This is a genomic window from Streptomyces sp. NPDC048185 (assembly GCF_043202495.1).
In the GTDB taxonomy this organism is placed as follows: Bacteria; Actinomycetota; Actinomycetes; order Streptomycetales; family Streptomycetaceae; genus Streptomyces.
On the sequence record NZ_JBIDAN010000002.1, the window covers coordinates 539,432 to 560,194 of the forward strand.

At 71.4% G+C, this 20,763-nt stretch carries 23 protein-coding genes; 4 read left to right on the forward strand and 19 right to left on the reverse strand.

What is annotated here, in order from left to right:
* Nucleotides 1–2 precede the first annotated feature (2 nt).
* The 11 genes from ACGF3H_RS08375 to ACGF3H_RS08425 all read right to left on the reverse strand — a co-directional run bounded on the left by ACGF3H_RS08375 (nucleotide 3) and on the right by ACGF3H_RS08425 (nucleotide 10,240).
* Nucleotides 3–488 (reverse strand): heme-binding protein, encoded by a 486-nt coding sequence (locus tag ACGF3H_RS08375; RefSeq protein WP_362494416.1) that lies wholly within the window; start codon nucleotides 486–488, stop codon nucleotides 3–5.
* Nucleotides 485–1,270 carry an alpha/beta hydrolase gene (locus tag ACGF3H_RS08380; RefSeq protein WP_362494418.1) on the reverse strand — a complete coding sequence of 262 codons (786 nt, stop codon included), beginning with the start codon at nucleotides 1,268–1,270 and terminating at the stop codon, nucleotides 485–487. Before ACGF3H_RS08380 ends, ACGF3H_RS08375 begins: the two co-directional genes overlap by 4 nt.
* Nucleotides 1,271–1,296: 26 nt before the next feature.
* Nucleotides 1,297–1,668 (reverse strand): VOC family protein, encoded by a 372-nt coding sequence (locus tag ACGF3H_RS08385; RefSeq protein WP_362494421.1) that lies wholly within the window; start codon nucleotides 1,666–1,668, stop codon nucleotides 1,297–1,299.
* On the reverse strand, nucleotides 1,665–2,438 hold the full coding sequence (locus ACGF3H_RS08390) for a fumarylacetoacetate hydrolase family protein (RefSeq protein ID WP_362494423.1): 774 nt from the start codon (nucleotides 2,436–2,438) through the stop codon (nucleotides 1,665–1,667). The genes ACGF3H_RS08385 and ACGF3H_RS08390 overlap by 4 nt, the downstream gene beginning before the upstream one ends.
* A complete protein-coding gene (locus ACGF3H_RS08395; RefSeq protein WP_362494426.1) occupies nucleotides 2,435–3,883 on the reverse strand; it encodes an NAD-dependent succinate-semialdehyde dehydrogenase in 1,449 nt (482 codons plus the stop codon). The genes ACGF3H_RS08390 and ACGF3H_RS08395 overlap by 4 nt, the downstream gene beginning before the upstream one ends.
* Nucleotides 3,884–3,925: 42 nt before the next feature.
* On the reverse strand, nucleotides 3,926–4,843 hold the full coding sequence (locus ACGF3H_RS08400) for a VOC family protein (protein ID WP_362494429.1): 918 nt from the start codon (nucleotides 4,841–4,843) through the stop codon (nucleotides 3,926–3,928).
* Between the two features lie 110 nt (nucleotides 4,844–4,953).
* Nucleotides 4,954–5,865, reverse strand: coding sequence for a LysR family transcriptional regulator (locus ACGF3H_RS08405; RefSeq protein WP_362494432.1), 912 nt, complete (start codon nucleotides 5,863–5,865; stop codon nucleotides 4,954–4,956).
* A gap of 171 nt (nucleotides 5,866–6,036) precedes the next feature.
* Nucleotides 6,037–7,002, reverse strand: a complete 966-nt coding sequence (locus tag ACGF3H_RS08410) for a sugar ABC transporter substrate-binding protein (protein ID WP_362494435.1) — start codon at nucleotides 7,000–7,002, stop codon at nucleotides 6,037–6,039.
* Between the two features lie 105 nt (nucleotides 7,003–7,107).
* Complete coding sequence (locus ACGF3H_RS08415; RefSeq protein WP_362494438.1) at nucleotides 7,108–8,127, reverse strand: ABC transporter permease; 1,020 nt, start codon at nucleotides 8,125–8,127, stop codon at nucleotides 7,108–7,110.
* Entirely contained in the window at nucleotides 8,124–9,638 is a 1,515-nt protein-coding gene (locus tag ACGF3H_RS08420; RefSeq protein ID WP_362494440.1) for a sugar ABC transporter ATP-binding protein, read from the reverse strand. Before ACGF3H_RS08420 ends, ACGF3H_RS08415 begins: the two co-directional genes overlap by 4 nt.
* Nucleotides 9,639–9,676: 38 nt before the next feature.
* Nucleotides 9,677–10,240, reverse strand: a complete 564-nt coding sequence (locus ACGF3H_RS08425; protein WP_362494641.1) for a carboxymuconolactone decarboxylase family protein — start codon at nucleotides 10,238–10,240, stop codon at nucleotides 9,677–9,679.
* 233 nt (nucleotides 10,241–10,473) lie between these two features.
* Between ACGF3H_RS08425 and ACGF3H_RS08430 the strand changes: the two genes are divergently transcribed.
* Nucleotides 10,474–10,884: a cupin domain-containing protein gene (locus ACGF3H_RS08430; protein ID WP_362494443.1), complete on the forward strand. Its 411-nt coding sequence runs from the start codon at nucleotides 10,474–10,476 to the stop codon at nucleotides 10,882–10,884.
* 84 nt (nucleotides 10,885–10,968) lie between these two features.
* Nucleotides 10,969–11,931 carry a bile acid:sodium symporter family protein gene (locus ACGF3H_RS08435; RefSeq protein ID WP_362494446.1) on the forward strand — a complete coding sequence of 321 codons (963 nt, stop codon included), beginning with the start codon at nucleotides 10,969–10,971 and terminating at the stop codon, nucleotides 11,929–11,931.
* A 60-nt stretch (nucleotides 11,932–11,991) separates the two neighbouring features.
* Here the strand turns inward: ACGF3H_RS08435 and ACGF3H_RS08440 are convergent, their stop codons facing one another.
* The 7 genes from ACGF3H_RS08440 to ACGF3H_RS08470 form a co-directional block, all read right to left on the reverse strand.
* Nucleotides 11,992–12,438, reverse strand: coding sequence for a GNAT family N-acetyltransferase (locus tag ACGF3H_RS08440; RefSeq protein WP_362494449.1), 447 nt, complete (start codon nucleotides 12,436–12,438; stop codon nucleotides 11,992–11,994).
* A 118-nt stretch (nucleotides 12,439–12,556) separates the two neighbouring features.
* Nucleotides 12,557–13,876, reverse strand: coding sequence for an aromatic acid/H+ symport family MFS transporter (locus ACGF3H_RS08445; RefSeq protein ID WP_362494451.1), 1,320 nt, complete (start codon nucleotides 13,874–13,876; stop codon nucleotides 12,557–12,559).
* Nucleotides 13,877–14,047: 171 nt separating this feature from the next.
* A complete protein-coding gene (locus ACGF3H_RS08450) occupies nucleotides 14,048–14,998 on the reverse strand; it encodes a catechol 2,3-dioxygenase (protein WP_362494454.1) in 951 nt (316 codons plus the stop codon).
* A complete protein-coding gene (locus ACGF3H_RS08455; protein WP_362494456.1) occupies nucleotides 14,979–16,106 on the reverse strand; it encodes a 4-oxalomesaconate tautomerase in 1,128 nt (375 codons plus the stop codon). Before ACGF3H_RS08455 ends, ACGF3H_RS08450 begins: the two co-directional genes overlap by 20 nt.
* On the reverse strand, nucleotides 16,103–16,810 hold the full coding sequence (locus ACGF3H_RS08460; protein ID WP_362494459.1) for a 4-carboxy-4-hydroxy-2-oxoadipate aldolase/oxaloacetate decarboxylase: 708 nt from the start codon (nucleotides 16,808–16,810) through the stop codon (nucleotides 16,103–16,105). The genes ACGF3H_RS08455 and ACGF3H_RS08460 overlap by 4 nt, the downstream gene beginning before the upstream one ends.
* Nucleotides 16,807–17,559: a PIG-L deacetylase family protein gene (locus ACGF3H_RS08465; RefSeq protein WP_362494461.1), complete on the reverse strand. Its 753-nt coding sequence runs from the start codon at nucleotides 17,557–17,559 to the stop codon at nucleotides 16,807–16,809. The genes ACGF3H_RS08460 and ACGF3H_RS08465 overlap by 4 nt, the downstream gene beginning before the upstream one ends.
* A 48-nt stretch (nucleotides 17,560–17,607) precedes the next feature.
* Complete coding sequence (locus ACGF3H_RS08470; RefSeq protein ID WP_362494464.1) at nucleotides 17,608–18,258, reverse strand: GntR family transcriptional regulator; 651 nt, start codon at nucleotides 18,256–18,258, stop codon at nucleotides 17,608–17,610.
* Nucleotides 18,259–18,457: 199 nt separating this feature from the next.
* Between ACGF3H_RS08470 and ACGF3H_RS08475 the strand changes: the two genes are divergently transcribed.
* The gene (locus tag ACGF3H_RS08475) at nucleotides 18,458–18,805 is read left to right on the forward strand and encodes a cupin domain-containing protein (protein ID WP_362494467.1); all 348 of its coding nucleotides are present in this window, start codon (nucleotides 18,458–18,460) and stop codon (nucleotides 18,803–18,805) included.
* Between the two features lie 157 nt (nucleotides 18,806–18,962).
* Complete coding sequence (locus ACGF3H_RS08480) at nucleotides 18,963–20,126, forward strand: Gfo/Idh/MocA family oxidoreductase (RefSeq protein ID WP_362494470.1); 1,164 nt, start codon at nucleotides 18,963–18,965, stop codon at nucleotides 20,124–20,126.
* Here the strand turns inward: ACGF3H_RS08480 and ACGF3H_RS08485 are convergent.
* On the reverse strand, nucleotides 20,104–20,748 hold the full coding sequence (locus tag ACGF3H_RS08485; RefSeq protein WP_362494472.1) for a TMEM175 family protein: 645 nt from the start codon (nucleotides 20,746–20,748) through the stop codon (nucleotides 20,104–20,106). The two genes, ACGF3H_RS08480 and ACGF3H_RS08485, sit on opposite strands and share 23 nt — an antisense overlap.
* Nucleotides 20,749–20,763: the final 15 nt, after the last annotated feature.

The window sequence follows — 20,763 nt, forward strand, 5'->3', positions numbered from 1 at the left end:
GGTCAGCCCTTCGCGGAGTCGGAAGCGGACGGAGCCGGCGTGCCGGCGACGCCCCAGGCGGCGAACTCCAGTTCGTAGCCGAGGGATGCGAGCACCTCGTCGGCGATGACCTGGTCCTCGTCCGCGGTGCCGCCGGCGATGCCGAGGCCGCCGATGATCTCGCCGTCCTTCTTGATGGTGACGCTGCCGTCGGTGGCCATGATGGGCATCGCGGCGCCGGGCAGCTGGGAGAGCTGCGAGAAGAAGACGGGCTGGCTCTCCTGCCACTTCTTCAGCATCTTGCCGGGGCGCTGCATCACGGCGGCGGTGTACGCCTTGGCGCGGGCGATGTCCGGGGTGAGCGGGCGGGCGCCGTCCGGGCGGCGGATGGCGACGACGAAGCCGCCGGCGTCGACGACGGCGACGCTCACCGCCTTGCCGATCGCCTGGGCCCGCTTCTGGGCGGCGTCGATGATCTCCTCGGCGGCGTCGAGGCTGATGTTGCTCATGCGGCTTCCTTCGGTGCGGTCAGGGTGCGGCGCAGGCGGGCGACGGCCGCGTTGTACGACTCGGGCGTCTCCCAGTACATGGAGTGCGGGGCGCCGGGGACGATCTCCAGATGCGAGCCGGGCAGCAGTTCGTGGGCGCGGGTGACGGTCTTGACGCTGAGCACCGCGTCCTTCTCACCGGCCAGGAAGGCGACCTTGACGCCGGACTTCTGGATCTCGTCCAGGGACGGGCCGTTGGTGTCCAGGTTGCGCAGGTCCTGCATCCTGGCCACGTTGAACGTGCCCATCTGCTGGAACAGAAAGGTGAGGTCGGCGCGCTCGGACTGGAACGGCCTGGTCAGCAGGCGGTCGATGACCGGCAGCTTGACGGCCTCGGCGCGGTCTGCGGCGGCCAGCTCCTTCAGCTCGGGGTGGCCGATGCCGCCGAGGGAGTGGCCGAGGACGACGGAGGAGACCCGCTCGGGACGCATGAGGCCGGCGCGTAGGGCGGCGACGGAGCCGATGGACTGGCCGACCAGCATGACGTCGGTCAGGTCCTCCTTGTCGAGGACCGCGAGCACGTCACCGGGGAAGTCCTGGCCGTCGAACTCGGGCATCGAGCTGTCGGACTTGCCGAAGCCGCGCAGGTCGAAGGTGACCACGGTGAACTCGTCACGCAGGGCCGCGACCTGTTGCCACCAGATGGCGTGGTGGCCGCCGCTGCCGTGCACGAACATGATCGCCGGACCGCTGCCGTGACGCTCGTAGTAGAGGGAGGTGCCGTCGGAGTCGACGTAGGGCATGGGATGGAACTCCTCAGCGGGGGCGATCAGTTGGGGCGCTTGGCGTGGTGGACCAGCTCGATCATGGTGTGGTCGGGGTCGTGGATGTAGCAGAACTTGGACTGGTTCTCGGGGCGCTGGATGGGTCGGGTGTGCCGGATCCCCAGCTCCTTGAGGTGGGCGAGGAACTCGTCCCAGTCGTCGACCTCGACGGCGAAGTGGTAGGGCGCCATGCGCTCCATCTCCTCGACCGGCGTGAAGTGCAGGTCGAAGTTGCCCCGGGTCATCAGCACCACGCGGGTGTTGGACTTGGGCATGATCCGCTTCATCCCGAAGACCTTGGTGTACCACTCGGCGGTCCGGTCGGGGTCGGTGGTGGGGAAGTTGACGTGGTGGATGTAGCGGGGTGCTGCGCTCATGAGTCGTTCCCTTCCAGGTGTACGGGGTTGGAGAGCGTGCCGATACCGCTGATGTCGACCTCGACGGTGTCGCCGGGTTCGAGCTGGCAGACGGACTCGGCGCCCATCCAGAGCACGTCGCCGGGGTGCATGGTGATGTGCTTGGTGATCTCGACGATGTGGTCGAAGGGGTCGAAGACCATGTCGCCGGTGGCGAACTCGGCCCGGGTGACACCGTTGACGCGCAGGGTGGTGGTCTGCGCGAGGGCGTCGACGTCGGTCTCGATCCAGGGGCCCATGGGCTTGAAGGTGTCGCTGTTCTTGCTGCGCCAGAAGGAGCGGTCCTGGTGCTGCCAGGTCCGGGCACTGATGTCGTTGCCGACGGTCCAGCCGAAGACCGCCTTGCGTGCCTCGTCGTGGGTGACGTGCCTGAGGGTGCGGCCGATGACCGCGACGAGCTCGGGTTCGGCCTCGAACCGCCCCGTCACCTCGGCGGGTCTGACGATCGGCGTGCCGTGGCCGGTGAGGGCGTTGTTGGCCCGGTAGCCGACCTCGGGCCGCTCGGGCCGGGGAACCCCGGCGTGGGCGATGTGCCGGGGGTAGTTCATGCCGACGGCGTAGAAGACGGGCGGGACGACGGGCGGCAGCCAGTGCGCGCCCTCGCGCGGCACGGTGCCGATGACGTCGAAGTCGTCCTCCTCCAGGGGGGAGCCGGACAGCAGCTCGATGTCCCGCTCCCCCACGCGGCCCCACACCGCGCGTCCGCCGGCCGAGATGCGCGCGTACCTCATGGCACCAGCAGGTGGGAGACGCGCTTGGTGATCAGGTAGGCGTCCAGGGCCTCGGGGCCGCCCTCGCGGCCGTAGCCGCTGTCCTTGACGCCGCCCGAGGGGGCCTCGTGGACGGAGCCGCCGCAGTGGTTGAGGGAGAGGATGCCGGCCTCCAGTCCGGCCGACAGCTTCTCGGCGGTCGCGGCGGAGCCGGTGAAGCCGTAGGCGGCCAGCCCGTACGGCAGCGCGTTCGCGGTCGCGAGCGCCGCGTCGAGGTCGCCGAAGGGAACGACGGGGGCCAGGGGCCCGAACGGCTCCTCGCTCATCAGCCGCGCGTCCTCGGGCACGTCGGTGAGGACGGTCGGCGCGAAGAAGTAGCCGGGACGGTCCAGTCGCTCACCACCGGTGAGGACCCTGGCGCCGCGGGCGACGGCGTCGGCGGTGAGGCGCTCCATCGCCGCCAGGCGGCGCTCGTTGGCGAGCGGCCCCATGCCGGTGCCGTCGGCCAGGCCGTCGCCGACGGTGACCGCCTCGGCAGCCTCGACGAACTCGGCGGTGAACTCCTCGACGATCGACTCGTGGACGAGGAAGCGGCTCGGGGAGGTGCAGACCTGGCCGGCGTTGGCCCACTTGGCCTGGGCGGCCTTACGGGCGGCCTGCACCGGGTCGGCGTCGGCGCAGACGATCACGGGGGCGTGGCCGCCCAGTTCCATCAGGGAGGGCTTCATGACCTCGCCGGCCCTGGCGGCGAGCAGCTTGCCGACCGGGACGGAGCCGGTGAAGGCGATCAGGCGGATGACCGGGGAGTTGATCAAGTGCTCGGAGACCTCGGCGGGTTCTCCGAAGACGAGGTTGAGGACACCGGCCGGAAGTCCGGCGTCGGCGTAGCAGCGGACCAGTTCCATCGCCGTGGCGGGGGTCTCCTCCGAGCCCTTGATGACGAGGGAGCAGCCGGCCGACAGCGCCGAGGAGATCTTCCGGTTGGGGCCGCCCACCGGGAAGTTCCAGGGGACGAAGGCGGCGACGGGCCCGATGGGCTCACGCCGTACGGTCAGCACGGTGCCGGGGGCCGAGGGGATGATGCGGCCGTAGGCCCGGCGGGCGTCGTCGGCGTGCCAGCGCAGGGTCTCGGCGGTGCGGCGAGCCTCGCCGGTCGATTCCCTGAGCGGTTTGCCCTGCTCCTGCGTGGAGACGCGGCCGAGCTCGTCGGCGCGCTCGCTGATCAGGTCGGCGGCGGCGTGCAGGATGCGGGTGCGCTCGGCGACGGGCGTCGCGCGCCACACCGTGAAGCCCTCCGCGGCGGCGTCGAGGGCGCGGTCCAGGTCGGCCGTGGTGGCCAGGGGTACGTCGCCGATCACCTTCTCGGTGGCCGGGTTCACGATCGGGGCGGTACGTCCGGTGCCGCCCTGGCACCACTCGCCCGCGATGTACATGCGGACGGCGGGGTAACCGTGGTCGTTGGTCATGGATGGGTGCCCTCTCAGGCCGGCGGGGTGGTGGTTCGGGAGTCAGGAAGCGGGGGCGTCCTGGTCGCGGTTGGTGCGCAGGGCCCAGATGTGGTGGGGCGGGGTGGTCTCGTGCACGCGGGTCTCGTAGGTGTCGTCGACCCGGTCCATGTCTGCCGCGTACTCGACCCGGCCGCCGCAGGGGGCGTGCAGGAAGCGGAAGACGTTGGAGCCGATGGTGTGCCGGCCCAGCCTGCGGGCCTCGCGCCAGCCCCGCTCGATCATGAAGTTGCCGCCCTCGATCACGTCGTCGAAGCCGGGGACCTCGTAGGCGACGTGGTTGACGCCGGCCCGGTCGGGGCGGTGGCAGAGCAGCATAGTGTGCTGGTCGTCGTCGCCGGGGGCCTGCAGGAAGACGCCCATGGGCTCGACCACGTCGGTGGGGCGGAAGCCCAGGAGACCGGTGTAGAAGGCGACGGCCTCGTCCTTGCCCTCCTTGGCGATGTTGAGGGCGACGTGGCACATGCGCAGCGGGTGGGCGCGGGTGATCGGTTCCAGGGCCTCGTTCCAGCGGGCCACGCTGCCCAGCGTGTTGGCACGGCGGGGTTCGACGGTCACCTTCTTCGGCCGGGCGAGGGTGAGACCCACCCCGAAGCCGCTGCGGTCGACCGTGTGGTGGACTCCGTCGGCGCTCGCACGGACCTCGTGGTCCCGGTCGACCGCGGCCGCCAGGCGGGCCAGCTCCTCCCGGGTGTCGACGCCCCAGACGACCTCCCGCAGGGTGGGGCCGCTCTCCACGGGGGGCGGCAGCAGCCGGCCGGGGTCGGTGTCGAGGTGGAGGGTCTGTCCGGTGAGGGTCTCGAACACCGCGTGCTCGTCGGTCCGCTCGACCGGGAACAGCCCGAAGTCCTCGAAGAAACGGACGCATTCACCGAGGTCGTCCACGCTGTAGGTGACCGATTCGATTCTCTGGATTCCCATGCATTCCTCGTTTCCGTCTCGCCTGGTGAGCGTAGGTTTGCGGGCGCGGGGGCCTCAATGGGCCGAGGTCCCCCGGGTTCGCAATCGTTTCTTGCGCGGCCGGGCCGCGTTCAGGTGCGCACGGCGGGAATGGGATTCTCGGAGAACCACGCGGCGAGGAATTCCAGGAACACGCTGACCTTGCGCGGGGTGTCCTGCCCGGGGCCGTAGATCGCGAACAGCGGGCGGTCCGGTACCGCCAGTTCGGGGAGCAGCACCTGGAGGGCGCCGGAGACGAGGTCGTCGTAGGCCGGCCGCTGGGGCAGCAGGGCGATGCCGCGGCCGTGCACGGCCGCCTTCTGCAGGGCGATGTAGGAGTTCGAGGAGAAGGCGATGTTGCGGATCTTGTGCAGGGTGCTGGCGTGCCCGTGGCCGATCCGCCACACCGGGTCGTTGACGTGGACCAGGCAGTCGTGGGCGGCGAGGTCGTTGGGGTGGGAGAGCGCGCCGTGCGTCTTGACGTACTCCTCCGACGCGCACAGGACGAACGGGAGGGAGGAGATCTTCTTCAGGCGGACGCTGGAGTCGCGCAGATCGCGCGTGTGGAAGGCGACGTCGAAACCGCTGTCCAGGAAGTCGTAGGTGCGGTCCGACATTCCGCCCAGTTCGAAACGGATGTGAATTCTGGGATGGGCCGCGGAGAAGGCGGCGATGGCGTCGCCGAGGTCGAGGCTGCCTATCCACTTGGGGCAGATGACGCTGAGCGTGCCTTCGGCGCGGTCGTGGAGCTGGGCGATGCCGGCGTCCTCGGCCTCGATCTCGTCCAGGATGCGGGCGGCGAAGTCCGCGTACCGCTGGCCGGGTTCGGTCAGGCTCACCGAGCGGGCGGTGCGGTTCACCAGGCGGACGCCGATCTGGCGTTCCAGCTCGGCGACGTGCCGGGACACCAGGGAACCCGACGACCCCAGTTTCTTGGCGGCCCCGCTGAAGCTGCCGACCTGGGCGACGGTGACGAAGCTGTGCATGAGGAGCAGGCGGTCCATGTTCTTCCTCCGGAGGCCGCTCCCCGCCCGACCGGCGTCGGGTGCGGAGAGCAAGGGCCCGCCGCGGGACGCGGGCCCGTCCCGCAGTGGCGGTGCGGGGCCGGGTCGGCGGTACGGCGGTATGTGCGGCTCAGACACGGGTGAGGCGGGCGCCGGTTCCCGGTGGGGGCCCTACTTCGGGCAGTACTGGGGAGCCTCGCTCAGGTTGTCCTTCGTGACCAAGACAAGAGGAATGTCGGAGATCTTGTCAACACCCTCTTTCTTGTCGAGCAGCCCGACAGTGCTCTTCACGGCGGTCCGGCCGATGGTCATCGCCGAGTTGGCGACGGTGGCCGCGAGGCGGCCGTCCTTGACCGCGGCGACACCCTCCTCCGTGCCGTTCACGGAAACGATCTTGACGTCCTTGGCGCCGGCCGCGTCGAACGCCTTGCGGACGGCGAAGGCCATCTCCTCGTTGGCGACGAAGGCGTAGTCAAGGTCGGGGTGGGCCTGGATCATGTTCTCCGCGACGTCCTGCGCCTTGGCCGGGTTGAACATACCGGGCTGGTTGGCGACCACCTTCGCGTTCTTCGGCAGCGCGTCCTTGAAGCCGCCCACCAGCAGGTCGGAGGCGGCGCCCGGGGCTCCGGCGACCACGCCGACCGTCACGTCCTTGCCGGCGGCGTCCTGGCCGATCCACCCGGCGTCCAGAGCGCCGACCTTCTTCAGGTCGACCACCGCTGCGCCGAGCACGTCGGACATGTCGGAGGTGGACACGGAGGTGAGGTAGATCGGGATGCCCGCGCTCTTCGCCTTGGCCATGTCACCCTCGAGGGCGTCCACGTTGACCGTCTGGACGATCAGGGCGTCCACATTGCGGGCGATCATGTCCTCGATGTTGGACAGTTCAGTGCCGGCGTCCTGCTTGGAGTTGGCCGAGTACACCTTGGCGTCCTGCGCCTCGGCCTCCTGCTCGACCGCCTTGAGCAGACAGGTGTGGAAGTGGGTGTTGGAGCCGTTGACGAACCCGAGGGAGACGGAGCCGTCGGAGGCGCCCCCGCTGTCGCCTCCCGATCCGCATCCGGCGAGGACCAGGGCTGCGACGCCGGTCAGGGAGGCTGCGGCGGCGCGGTCACGGGAGCGGGCAATGGGCTTCATGGGTCGGGCCTTTCCTGCATCGTCGAAGAGAAGGTGTTTGCGTGGGGGACGCGCCGAGAGGGGGGTGCGCAAGGACAACGGACGTTCGCTTCCGCGCAGTTTCCGCTAACGACCTGGTGAGGACTTGCGCTGGAACTCGTTGATGACCGCCGCGACCAGCAGCACGCCGCCGGTGACGACGAGCTGGTAGTTGCTGTCGACCTGGAGCAGGTTCAGGGCGTTGCCGACCACGCCCAGCAGGACGACTCCGAAGACCGTGCCGACGATGGTGCCGTGGCCGCCGGCCAGGGACGTGCCGCCGATGACCACGGCGGCGACGGCCGTCAACTGGGTCTGCAGGCCCGCCGTGTTGGGGGCGGCGGCCCCCAGCCGGGAGAGCAGCATCAGGCCGGCCAGGCCCGCCAGCACGCCGGCGAGCGCGTACAGGGCGAGTTTGCGGCCGTTCACGTTGATGCCGCTGAGCCGGGCGACGTGCTCGTTGCCACCCATGGCGAAGGCGTCGCGGCCGAAGGTGGTGAAGCGCATGGTGACCCCGATCAGCGCGAGGATCAGCACCGCGACGACCGTCAGATACGGCACGCCGACGATCTCGTCGTTGCCGAGCGACGACATCCTGTCGCCGATGGTGACGCTCATGCCGTCGAGGACGAGCAGCGCGACGCCGTCGAGAAGCATGGCCGAGGCGAGCGTGGCGACGAACGGGGCGACCCGCGTGTATGTCACCACCAGGCCGTTGACCAGGCCGATCAGGGTGGCCAGTGCGAGGCAGATGACCACCACGGCGGGCGTGGACCAGCCGCTGTCGACGAGCTGCGCGCCCACGCACAGGGTGACGGCCGCGTTGCTGCCCATGGAGAAGTCCATGCCGCCGGCGGTCATCAGCAGAGTCAGTCCGGCTGCGATGACGGCGTTCACGCTGACCTGGCGCAGCACGTTGAGCAGGTTCTGCGAGGTGGTGAACGTGTCCGCCTGCACGGCGGTGAACACGCAGACCAGGATCAGTACGAGGATCAGTCCGCCGTGCGGGACGTTCAGCAGTTTCCGGGACCCCAGCCGGGAGGCGCCGGTGCGCTCGGGCGGGCCGGCCGCGACGTCCGGAGAGGCGGAGGGGGTCTTGAGACTCACTGCGGTTGACCTCCGAGTGCGGTCGCGACGAGCTCGTCGCGGGTGATGGCTTCGATGTCGTGTTCGGCGACCGTGCGGCCGGCGCTCACGACGACGACCCGGTCGGCCAGACGCATGACCTCCTCGGCGGACGAGGAGGCCAGCAGGACGGCCACGCCTCGTGCGGCGAGGCCGTCGACCAGGGTGTGGATGTCGGCCATGGCGGCGACGTCCACGCCGTTGGTCGGGTCCTCGAGGAAGCAGGCGACCGGCTCGGTCTCCAGCCATTTGCCGAGCAGGACCTTCTGCTGGTTGCCGCCGGACAGCGAGCCGACGGGCGGGTTGCCGCTGAGGGCGACGACGCCGTACGTGTCGCGCACAGGGGCGGCGCGGCGGGCGAGGTGGGCTGTGCGGTGCAGCCGGCGCCGGGCGAAACGGTCGCCCGCCAGCATCAGGTTCTCGTCCACGGTCATGCCCTGGACGAGACCGAGCGAGCGGCGATCCCCGGTCACGCAGCGCAGGCCGCTGGCCAGGGAGGCGGTGATGCGCCCGGAGGGCACGCGCCGGCCGTCGACGTGGACCTCGCCGGCGTCGGGACGCCGCCGCCCCGACAACAGGTCGAACAGCCGGGACTGCGCGTCACCGGCCGGTCCGAGCACGGCGACGATCTCGCCCTTGCGCACCTCGACGGTGAAGTCGCGGATGGCGCGGCCCTGGCTCAGTCCGCGGACGACGAGCCCGTGGTCGCTCTTGGGGGCGGGCCGTTCGGGGCGGGTGGAGACGACGTCCCGGCCGACCATGTTGCGCACCAGGGAGGCGGGGTCCATCTCCGTCGCCCGCGCGCTGCGCACCAGGGTGCCGTCGCGCAGGACCGTGACCCGGTCGGCGATGGACATGACCTCGTCGATGTAGTGCGAGATGTAGACGACGGCGACGCCCTCGTCCCGCAGCGTGCGCACCAGGGCGCGGACCTGGCCGGCGTCCTTGGCGCTCAGACAGGCCGTGGGCTCGTCGAGGATGAGCACCTTGCCGCCCCGGCGGACCTCCCGCGCGACCTCGACCATGGTCTGCTCGGCGACGGTGAGCGAGCCGGCCACCCGGTCGACGTCGATGTCGATGCCGAGCCCGGTCAGCGCGGCGTGGGCCTCGGAGCGGACCGCTTGCCAGTTCACGGCGCCGCCCCGGGTCGGGAGGTCGCCCAGCATGACGTTCTCGGCGACGGTGAGGCCCATGGCCAGTTCGCGGCGCTGCGGTACCGAGGAGATGCCGAGCCTGCGGGCCTTGCGCACGGTCAGCCCGGGGTGCTGCGTCCCGCCGACCTCGATGCTTCCGCCGTCGGGCTGATGGACGCCGCACAGGACCTGCACCAGCGTGGACTTGCCGGCGCCGTTCATGCCCATCAGGGCGTGGACCTCGCCGGGATACAGGTCGAGGTCGACGCCTTTCAGGGCGGCCGCGCCGCCGAAGCTCTTGGTGACGCCGCGTACGCGGACCACGGCCTCGGGCGTCGCCGTCGCGGTCCTGGAGCTCACCGCCGTACCTCCCTCGGCACCCGGGTCCGTCAGGCTGCTCACGGTCGTGCCCCGTCGGTGTCGGGCGCGACGCGGCCGTAGCCGCGGATGTCCGGGAAGGGGGGCTCCTTGCCGGCCTGCAGGTCCACCTGGAAGGTGTTCAGGCACATGCCGAGCATGGTGAAGTTGCCGAGCGCGCCGATGGTGTCGACCAGGCCCTTGGACCCGAAGTGCTCCAGGGCGGCGGCGAAGGTTTCGTCCGAGACGAAGTGCTCCTCCAGGATCTCCCTGCAGAACTGGTAGAACGCCTGGTCGGCCTCGTTGTCGAAGGCCGCCTCGCGCTTCTCGGCGATGGCCTTGACGGCGGCCTCCGGAATCCCGGCCTCGATCGCCTGGTGCACGTGGGCGTTCCACGAGTACTGCGCGTCCCAGTTGCGGGCGGCCATCAGCAGCGTGAGCTCGCGCAGGTGCTTCGGCAGGCTGCAGTCGAAGCGGGCGAACGCGCCGAGGGACTCGGCCCGTTCGCACATCTCCGCGCTGTGCAGCCACACCCGGAAGGGGCCGCGGACCGCGCCGCGGCGGCCGGCGATACGGGCGGCCAGCTCCTGCTGCCGCTGGTCCATTTCCTCTTCGGTGAGAACGGGGAGCCTCATCTGGCCGATACCTGCCTTTTCTTTCCGGCGCGTTGCCGCAACGGGTCGGGAGCCCTGCGGTGACAGGTGACGGTACAGCCGGGCGGAAGATGCTCACCCCTCTCGGAGTGCAACGTAAAACTGCATGCCAGAGGGCACCGTTTCGGGACACGGCGACCTAACGTCGTTCGACGCAACACGTCGAATCGGAGAGGAACTCCCGGATGACCACGATCATCAAGGCCGCGTCCGTGTCCCTGCTCGACCGGGGCGGTGCGGTCGTGACGACGCCGCTGATCACGACGCCGTCGGCGGGCGGGGAGAACCTCATCACCAGCGGCATGAGCGTGTATCCGGTGGGCTCCGGGGCTCCGATGCACTCGCACAACTGCGACGAGCACGTGACGGTCCTCGACGGCGAGGCGGAGGTGTGGGTCGACGGTGAGGTGACGAAGCTGGAGCGGTACGACACCACGTACATCCCCTCCCCCGTCCCCCATCTCTTCCGCAACGTCGGCGACACTCCCCTGCGGATCCTGTGGGTGTACTCCTCGGGTCATGTGACGCGGACGTTCACGGAGACCGGCAGGACGGTGGAGCACCTGTCGGACGAGGACCGGATGGGCCGGGACTGAACCGGTCACCGACGTGAGCCGTCCCGATGATCACATCGCGAGACGGCTTTGCGTCCCGCCCCTCACCGGGCGTTTCCTCGCACGGTGCAGACCGAGCGAACCCCCCACCTCAGCGATCACGACGTCACCGGCGACCGCTCCGCGCGCCGCGCCGTCACCGTCTTCCCCCTCCTCGTCCTCGCGGCCGGCGCTCTCGGCCTCCTGCTGCCGGGAAGCTTCACCGGGTGGGGCGAGGCGGTGCCGTACCTGCTGGGCGTGGTGATGTTCTGCATGGGCGTCACCATGACCCCCCAGGACTTCCGCGGGGTCGCCAGGCGCCCCTGGGCGGTGGCCCTCGGGCTGGTCGCGCACTACGTCATCATGCCGGGTCTCGGCTGGGCGATCGCCCACCTGCTCGACCTCTCGCCGCAGCTGGCCGCGGGCGTGATCCTGGTCGGCTGCGCGCCCAGCGGCACCGCCTCGAACGTGGTGACCTATCTGGCCCGGGGGGACGTGGCCCTCTCGGTCTCCGTCGCCACCGTCTCCACGCTCGTCGCCCCGCTGGTCACTCCGCCGCTGACGCTGCTGCTGGCCGGTGAGTACCTCCCGGTCGACGCCGGTTCCATGGTCACGGACATCCTCAAGACGGTGCTGCTGCCGATCCTCGCGGGCGTCGTCGTACGGCTCGTGGCGGGGCGGTACGTGCAGCGGGCGCTGCCCGCGCTGCCGTGGCTGTCCGCGCTGACGATCTCGGTGATCGTGGCCGTGGTCGTCGCGGGCAGCGCCGACGCCATCAAGTCGGCGGCCGGGATGGTGTTCCTCGCCGTCGTGCTGCACAACGGCCTCGGCCTGGCGCTCGGCTACGGCGCGGGACGCCTCGGCCGGCTCGGCGAACCGGGAAGCCGCGCCATGGCGTTCGAGGTCGGCATGCAGAACTCCGGTCTCGCGGCCTCACTGGCCACCGCGCACTTCAGCCCGCTGGCGGCGCTTCCGGCCGCGGTCTTCTCCGTCTGGCACAACGTCTCCGGCTCCCTGACCGCCGCCTGGCTGTCGCGCCGGGGGCGGTGACCTTCGGCCGGCCGGGCGGGGTTCTCCGGCGCGCCCCGGACGGCGCGGGTCGGACACCGGTCAGGTCCGGACCGGCTCGCGCACCATGAAGACGTCCACGGCGTCCTCGGTCTCGACGGTGAACCCGTGCCGCTCGTACAGCCGTCGGGCCGCGCTGCCCCGCAGCACATTCAGGCGGACGGGATCACCGCTGCGGTCGCAGCGCGCCAGCAGCGCGCGGAGCACGGCCGAGCCGACGCCCGCGCCCTGCAGGCGCGGGTCGAGGTAGAAGTGCTCCAGCCACCGGGCGTCCTCGGCCGGCCGCAGGGCCACGCAGCCGGCGAACGCGCCCTCCACCTGGATCACCCAGGTGTGCGCCCGGTCGAATCCGTCCCTCAGCCTCTGCCGCACCCGTCGTTCGTCGTACCGGCCGAGCCGCTCCAGGTCGGCCCGCAGCACCACGGCCCGCAACTCGGCGACGGCTTCCACGTTCGACGCCGACGCGGGCCGAAGTTCCCACTCCACCATGATCGGCACGCTACCGTCCGTGGTCCTGCCCGGTTCCGGACGGCCACCGGTTCGTGCGCCGGCGCCGGCCGCCGCGCCCTCGCGGTGGCCGGCGCGCGTCACCCTGCCGGGGATGCGGTCAGTGCGCGGGGGCGAGGTTCTGCTCCGTGGCGCCGGCGGCGGGCCGCCTCGTGCGCAGGGCCGCGATGCCGATGAAGACCATGGACGAGACGCCGGCGAGCGCGAACGCGGTGAAGCCCCAGTCGCCCTGGTCCGCGGCGAGCAACTGGCCGCCGAGCCAGGGGCCGAAGACGGCGCCGAAGCGGCCCATGCCGGACGTCCAGCCGACCGCGGTGGCGCGGTTGGCGGGCGTGGAGCCGATCGAGACGGTCGCGTAGATCATGGTCTGGGCGCTGTTAAGGAAGACGCCGGTGAGGAAGACGACCACGAAGGTCAGCGCCAGCGGCATGTGGACGCTGAGCAGGAAGACACCGCCGGCGGTCAGCGCGAACCAGATCGCGGAGATGCGCGGGGCGCCGAAGCGGTCCGAGGCACGGCCGGCGACCAGCATGCCCACGATGCCGCCGAGGTTGAACAGCACGACGAAGGTCAGTGCGGAGCCGAGTTCGTAGCCCTCGCTGCGCATCAGGGTGGGCAGCCAGGTGGCGACGCCGTAGACGAGCAGGAGTCCGCCGAAGGAGGCCAGCCAGTACAGCAGGGTCTGGATCCACTCGCCGCCGCGGAAGAGGTTGGCCAGGTTGGCCCAGGCGGCGCCGGTGGCCCGGCCGGTGGCGGCGGGGAGCTCGACGTCGTAGCGGCCGGCCAGCGTGCGGGCCTCCTCGGTGCGGCCCTTGGCGACCAGGAAGCTCAGCGACTCGGGCAGGAGTCGCGCGAGGACCGGGACGAAGAGCAGCGGGACCACGCAGACCCAGAACGCGGCGCGCCAGCCGAGCGGCTCGACGATCCACAGCGCGACGTAGGCGGAGAGGATGCCGCCGGCGTGGTGGGCGGTCATCAGCAGGCCGATGGTGAGGGCCGCGCGACCGCGCGGGGCGTAGTCGGAGACCATGCTGATCGCGGTCGGCAGCAGGCCGCCGAGGCCGACGCCGGCCAGGGTGCGGCCCAGACCGAAGACGGCCACGCTGCCGGAGACGGCGCAGATGCCGGAGGCCAGCGAGAAGAGCGTGACGCAGGAGACCATGAGCTTCTTGCGGCCGATGCGGTCGGCGACCGTCCCCGCGGCCAGCGCGCCGACCAGCATGCCGAAGGTGGCGTAGCTGCCGAGGTCGCCGGCCTGGCCCGAGGTGATGCCGAGGGCCTTCTCCTGGAGCATGTGGGGCAGCACCGAGCCGTAGATGAACATGTCCAGACCGTCGAACAGCACGGCGAGCCAGCAGAGGCCGACGACCAGCAGGGCCAGTCTGCTGCCGCGGGCGGACAGCGCGGGGGAGGAGGACATCGTTGTTTCCTCTCGTCCAGGAGGCGGTGCCTGGAGGGGACGGGGTGATGGGGCGACGCTAAGGACCGCGTTCACCGAGTGTCAACGCTTTTGTTGACAATCTCAGCAACAATTTGGGGGCGGGCCGCGCACAGGCGTGCGCGGACCCGCCCCCGGGGTGTGCGGCCTCGGTCAGGCGACCGGCGGAGTGCCGTGGGTGTGGAACGACTCGATGGTCTTCAGACCCCAGGCCTGGCCCTTCTTCCGCTCCTCCTCGGTCCAGGTGATCAGCGGCCAGTCCGGCGCCAGGACCAGGCGGGTGAGCGGGTTGCACAGCTCGATGCGGTTGCCGCCCGGCTCGTAGACGTACAGGAAGAACGTCTGCTGGATGGCGTGCTTGTGCGGGCCCGTCTCGATGAACACGCCGGTGTCGATGGCGAGGTCGGCGGCGCGCAGGATGTCCTCACGGCTGTCGGCCGCGAAGGCGATGTGGTGCAGGCGCCCGTTGGAGCCGGTCCAGTCCTCGGTGTAGACGACGTCGTAGGACTTGTCGGTGAAGGTCAGCCAGCGGGCGGCGATCCTCCCGGAGTCGAGCCGGATCTGCTCGGTGGGCCGGGCGCCGAGGAGCTGTTCCTGGAACTCGGCGTTGGCGAGCACGTCCTGGGCGAGGAAGTTGACGTGGTCCAGGCGGCGTACGCCAACGCCCTGGTTGGGTTTGGCCTGGGGCTGGTTCTTCAGCGCGGGCTTCAGCTCCTCGGGGGCCCGGTAGTGCTCGCTCTCCCAGTACAGGGCGTGCTCGTGACCGTCGGGGTCGGTGGTGAGGTACAGCCTGCCGATGCCGGGTTCGTCCTCGACCCACTTCCCGCCGCGTCCCGCCTGCTCCAGGGCCGTCACCCGGCGCTGGAGGGCGTCCTCGCCGGAGGCGCGCAGGGCGAGCCGGCCGAGGCCGGGCGTCGCACGGGCGGTGAGCACCAGGCTGTGGTGCTCGTAGTCGTCGAAGGTGCGCAGGTAGACGGTGTCGCCGTCCTGGCCGTTGACCGTCAGACCGAGGTAGTCGGTGAAGAAGGCGACGCTCGCGTCCAGGTCGGGGGTGAACAGCTGGGCGTGACCGACATGGGCGATGTCACCGAGCGGCGGAGTCATGGTGGTCTCCAGAGGGTTGTGCGGGTATCGGTGCCGTCTCGGCGGACCGCGGGAAGACGGTCCCGTCGAAGATCTTCCGTGCGGTGCGCACGACGGCGGTACGGCGGACCACCGGTGGTGTGTCACCGGTTCCCGGGTCCACGTCGGTCTCGACGTCGAGGAATCCGGTGGGGTGCTCGACGCGGACGCGGTCGCCCGTCCCGGGCTGTTGCGCGATGCCCTCCCCCACTCCGCCGGGGAGGCGGATCCCCGCGGCCACGCTCGCGGCGCCGAGGACGCCGATGGAGGTGTGGCAGCGGACGGGGATGAAGGTGCGGGTGGTGACCGCGCCGCCCTCCCGGGGCGGTGCCAGCAGGGTCAGCTTCGGCACCGTGGCGCCCTCGACGTCGCCGAGGCCCATCAACCGGCCGGCCTCCAGCCGGATCTCCCTCAGCCGGTCGGCGAGGGCGACGTCCTCCTCCAGGTCCCCGGGCTCCTCGTACCCGGTGACCCCGAGCGCGCCGGCGGGGATCAGGACGACCGGCATGCCGTTGTCGACGCAGGTCACCTCGACGCCGGCGACGACGTCCCGGACGTGGCCGGTGGGCAGGAGCGGGCCGCCGCCCTGCGGGAACTCGACGACGACCGCGGCCGCGGTGCCCGGCACGCCCGAGATCCCGGTGTCCCCGGCGTAGTCGACGCGCCCGCCCGGCGTGGGGAAGGTGACGACGGCGAGTTCCCCGGTGTTGAGCATGCGGATGCGTACGGAGGTCTCGGCGTCGCCGGCGGGCACCAGCCCGCGCTCGACGGCGAACGGGCCCACCCCGGCGAGGATGTTGCCGCAGTTCTGCCGGTCGGTGACCTCGGGCCGGTCGACGGCGACCTGGAGGAACAGGTAGTCGACGTCGGCCGCGGGATCGTCCGAGCGGGAGACCACGGCGACCTTGCTGGTCAGCGGGTGGCCGCCGCCCAGGCCGTCGATCTGGCGCCGGTCGGGGCTGCCCATGATCCGCAGCAGCAGGCCGTCGCGGGCCCCGGGGTCCGCGGGCAGGTCCCCGGCCAGGAAGTAGGCACCCTTGGAGGTGCCGCCGCGCATCAGCGTGCAGCGCACCTCCTCGGGACCGGTCACGCCTGTTCCCCGGCGGTGTACTCGTCGTACGACCGGTAGGTGACGCCGAGTTGCTCCAGTTTCTCGCGCAACCCGTAGCGGTCGAGGCCGAGTTGGCCGTCGATGAAGGCGGCGCGGGTGGCGGCCTCCTTCTTCTCGCGGGCCTCGGACGCCTCGGCGGTCCGCCGGGCCAGCTCGCGCGGTACGACCACCACGCCGTCGTCGTCGGCGACGATCACGTCACCGGGCCGGATCACCTGGCCGTCCACGGCGACCGGCACGTTGACCGAACCGCCGGTGGCCTTCACCGTGCCCTGCGCGCACACGGCCCGGGACCAGGCGGCGAAGCCCATCTCCCGCAGCTCCTGGGTGTCGCGGATGCCCGCGTTGATGATCAGTCCGCGGACCCCGCGCTGCTGCAGCGCGGTGGCGAACAGCTCGCCGAACATGCCGTCGGTGGACGGCGAGGTGGTGGTGACGACCAGGACGTCGCCCTCGCCGCACTGCTCGACGGCGGCGTGGATCATCAGGTTGTCGCCGGGCCAGGAGAGCACGGTGACCGCGGTGCCCGCGATCCGTACGCCCTGCTGGACCGGGCGGATGCCCGGCCCGAGCAGGCCGGTGCGGCCCAGCGCCTCGCTGACGGTGGCCACGCCGTACCCGGCGAGCGCCGCGACGTCCTCGGCGGCGGCCTTGGGCGGGTTGGTGACGACGACGCCGCTCATGCCAGCTCCTGCGCGATCTGCGGGTACGGGCGCATGTACGCCTCGGCCATGGTCTTGTGCGCCAGGCCCAGGTTGGGGCCGGCGTTGCGCTTGAGCTGGACGCCCCGGCGCACGGCCAGGTCGGTGTAGTAGTCCCACAGGTGCTGCTGGGCACCGAGGCACTCCATGGCCCTGCGCTTGGTCTCCCACACCTCGGTGATGTCGAGGAGGACCTCGGGCCTGAAGCCGCTCATCTCGGGCTGGTGCGGCTCGAAGTAGAAGACGGGCGGGGCGCCGATGATCTCGCCCTCGCCGGGGTAGCCGATGGCCTGGGCGAGGACGCGGGCCTCCAGGGCCATGCGGTTGGCGGCCGGGTGGTCGCCGTTGTACGGGTCCTCGACCGGGTGGGTGAGCACGACGTCGGGCTGGGTGGCGCGGTAGACCTCGACGAGCCGGTCGGTCAGCTCGGGCGTGACGAGCAGCGGGTAGTCCCCGGCGTCGAAGAAGCGGACCTCGGCGCCGAGCGTGGCGGCGGCCTTCTCGGCCTCCTCCCGGCGGATCGCCTTGATCTCCTCCAGCTTCCTGCCTTCCCGCCAGGCCTTGGCGGACTCGCCGCGCTCGCCGAAGGTCAGGCACGCGATGGTGACCTTCTCCCCGCGCGAGGCGGCCAGGGCGATGGCGCCGCCCGCCCGCCACACGAAGTCCCCGGCGTGCGCGGTGACGACGAGTGTCGACCGTGGGGTGGCGGCGGGCGCGTTGCCGTGCGTCATGGGTGCAATCTCCTTGGTGGACAGGTGACGCCCGCCTCGGTGCGTGTGTCAGTCGCGCAGCGCCTCGATCACGCTGGTGAGGTGGGCGCGGACGGCCGCCTCGGCCGCCTGCGGATCCCTGGCCTCGATCGCCTCGATCATGGCCAGATGCTCATTCAGGGATTGCTGCGGACGCCCCGGACGCAGCGCCAACTGGAAGCGATGGCGCACCAGTTGCGCGTTGAGACGCTCCAGCAGCTCCACGGCCGTCAGCTGACCGGAGAACTCCCGGATCCTGGCGTGGAGTTCGTGGTTGAGGTCCGAGTAGGTCAGCGGTTCCCCGCCGGCCACGGCCTTGCGCATCGCCGTGCCCAGGTCCTTGAGCCGGGTCACCTGCGCGTCGCTGACGGCGGCTGCCGCCTTCGCCGCGCAGAGCCCTTCGAGGACCAGGCGGCACTCGGTGATGGCGACCGCTTCCTCCACGGTCACCACCCGCACCCGGGAACCCCGGTTGCGGATCCGCTCCACGAGCCCCTGCGCTTCCAGATCGATCAGCGCGGCCCGGATGCTGGCCCGGGTCACGCCGAACTGCTCGGCGAGTTCGTTCTCCACCAGCCGCTGCGCCGGTGCCATCTCGCCGCGCAGGATCGCCTGCCGCAACTGCCCGAGCGCAAGCTGCTTGGCCTGCTCCCCGGTGCCCGGACGGGCTTGGTTCGGCATGGTTGCCCTCCCTGAGTGAGTGCCTGTCGAACCTAAATCTAGCCAAACAAGATTGTCAACAATTTTGTTCGAGGTGACTCGGCCGCCGGAGTGCGGTTCCGGGGTCGGCGAACGGCCCGACGAAGTGTCCGCACGCACCTCCGGATACGGCACACCCTGTCGCCCCCGCGGCCCCCTCCGCCCCGGCTAGCGTCGGCGCATGACCCACAGCTTCGTTGTCCACGTCCCCGACGCCGAGCTCGAACCCGAGCCCCTGTCCCCCGAGCAGATCGTGTCCGGCAGCCCCGAGGTCACCGGCAAGGTGGTCTGGGAGTCGGCGGACGGCCGTCAGGCGCGCGGCGTCTGGCAGATCACGCCCGGGGTCGTCACCGACACCGAGGCCGACGAGGTGTTCGTCGTGCTCAGCGGCTCCGCCACCATCGAGGTGGAGGGCGGCCCCACGCTGCAGGTCGGGCCGGGCGACCTGGCCGTCCTGCGCGAGGGCGACCGGACGACGTGGACCGTGCACGAGACGCTGCGCAAGGTCTACGCCGTCAACCTCGGATAGGGCGGCCGGACGGCACACGGTCCGCGCCCGGGACGCGACCGCGACGCGACCGCGACGCGACCGACGACCATTTGTCCTGTCAAACGGTTGACATGATGCGGAGCGTCCGCACAGGGTGGCCTTGGACAGATCACGGACCGGTCCTCGAGGGGCTCTCATGGTGGATGCGCTCGGTGTCGCCGTCGTCGGGTTCGGCTGGATGGGCCGGGTGCACACCCAGGCGTACGCCCGTGTCCGGCACCACTATCCGCGGCTGCCCCTGCGGCCGGAGCTGATCGCGGTCGCCGAGGAGGTGCCGGGCAGGGCCGAGGAGGCCGCCGCGCAGTATGGCTTCGCCTCGGCCACCCGCGACTGGCGCGAGGTGGCCGCCGACCCGCGCGTCCGGGCGGTCAGCATCACCGCGCCGAACTTCCTGCACCGGGAGATCGGCGTGGCGATGGCCGAGGCCGGCAAGCACATCTGGATCGAGAAGCCGGTCGGCCTCACCGCCGGGGACACCCGCGCGGTGGCGGACGCCGTGGCCGAGGCCGGCGTCCAGGGCGCCGTCGGCTTCAACTACCGCAACGCGCCCGCCGTCGAGACCGCCCGCGAGCTGATCGCCTCCGGGGAGATCGGCTCCGTCACGCACGCCCGCATCCGGCTGCTCAGTGACTACGCGGCCCACCCCGAGGGGGCGCTGACCTGGCGCTACGAGCGGGAGCGCGGCGCCAGCGGGGTGCTGGGCGACCTGGCCTCGCACGGCGCCGACCTGGCCCGGTTCCTGCTCGGCGACATCGTGTCCCTGACCGCCGACACGGCGGTCTTCCTGCCCGAGCGGGCCCGTCCCACCGCCGCCACGGCCGGTCACGCACGGGCCGCGGGCGGCGAACCCGGACCGGTGGAGAACGAGGACTACGTCGGCTGCCTGCTCCGCTTCGCCTCCGGGGCCCGCGGCGTACTGGAGGCCTGCCGGGTCTCGGTCGCCGCGCAGAACGACTACGGCTTCGAGGTGCACGGCACGCGGGGCGCGGTCTTCTGGGACTTCCGCCGCATGAACGAGCTCGGCGTCAGCCGGGGCACGGCGTACCAGGACCAGCCGGTCAGCACGGTCCACGTCGGTCCCGGGGACGGCGAGTTCGCCGCCTTCCAGCCGGGCGCGGCGAACGCCATGGGCTTCGACGACCTGAAGGTGGTGGAGGCCCACCGCTTCCTGCGCTCGATCGCGGAGGGCGTGCCGTACGGCGCCACCCTGACCGACGCCGTGCACAGCGCGGCCGCGGTGGACGCGATGGCGCGGTCGGCCGAGAGCGGGGCGTGGGTCACCCCCGGGATCTCCGGGTGACGGCGTGGGCACGACGCGGCCCTCTCGCCCACCGGCCGAGCAGGCTCTTGACCGGCACCAGGACGAGCCACCCCCACATGGCCGCCGGGCCGACCGCCAGCGCGAGCGGGATGCTCAGCGAGAACACCGCCACCGAGGCCGCGATGTCCAGTCCGTACAGCAGGAACCCCTCCTCGGGGACCGCCTCGCCGCGCAGCCAGGGCCGGTGGGCCAGCAGGGCGACCAGGGCCAGGTGGGTGGCGCCCAGTGCGGCGACGGCCGCCGCGTAGATGGCGACGGAGGCCGGCTCACGGCCGTACTCGGACAGGAGGGTGGTGGGGAAGGGCACGAGTGCCGCGACTCCCAGACCGAGCAGGGACAGTGTGATCACCTGGCCGTCGACCCGTTCGACGAAACGGAAGATCCGGCGGTGGTCGCGCCAGAAGAGTCCGAGCACGAGCAGGCTGAGCCCGTACGCCCCCAGATTGGGTACGAGGTCGCGCAGTTCACCGCGGAAGGCCGCGGAGTCCAGGCCGCGGGGCACGGAGAAGTCGAGGACGAGCAGGGTGATGGCGATCGCGAAGACGCCGTCGGCCAGAGCCACCACCCGCTCGGGACCGCCGGCCGGAGTCGATTTCCACATGCCCCCGACGGTAGG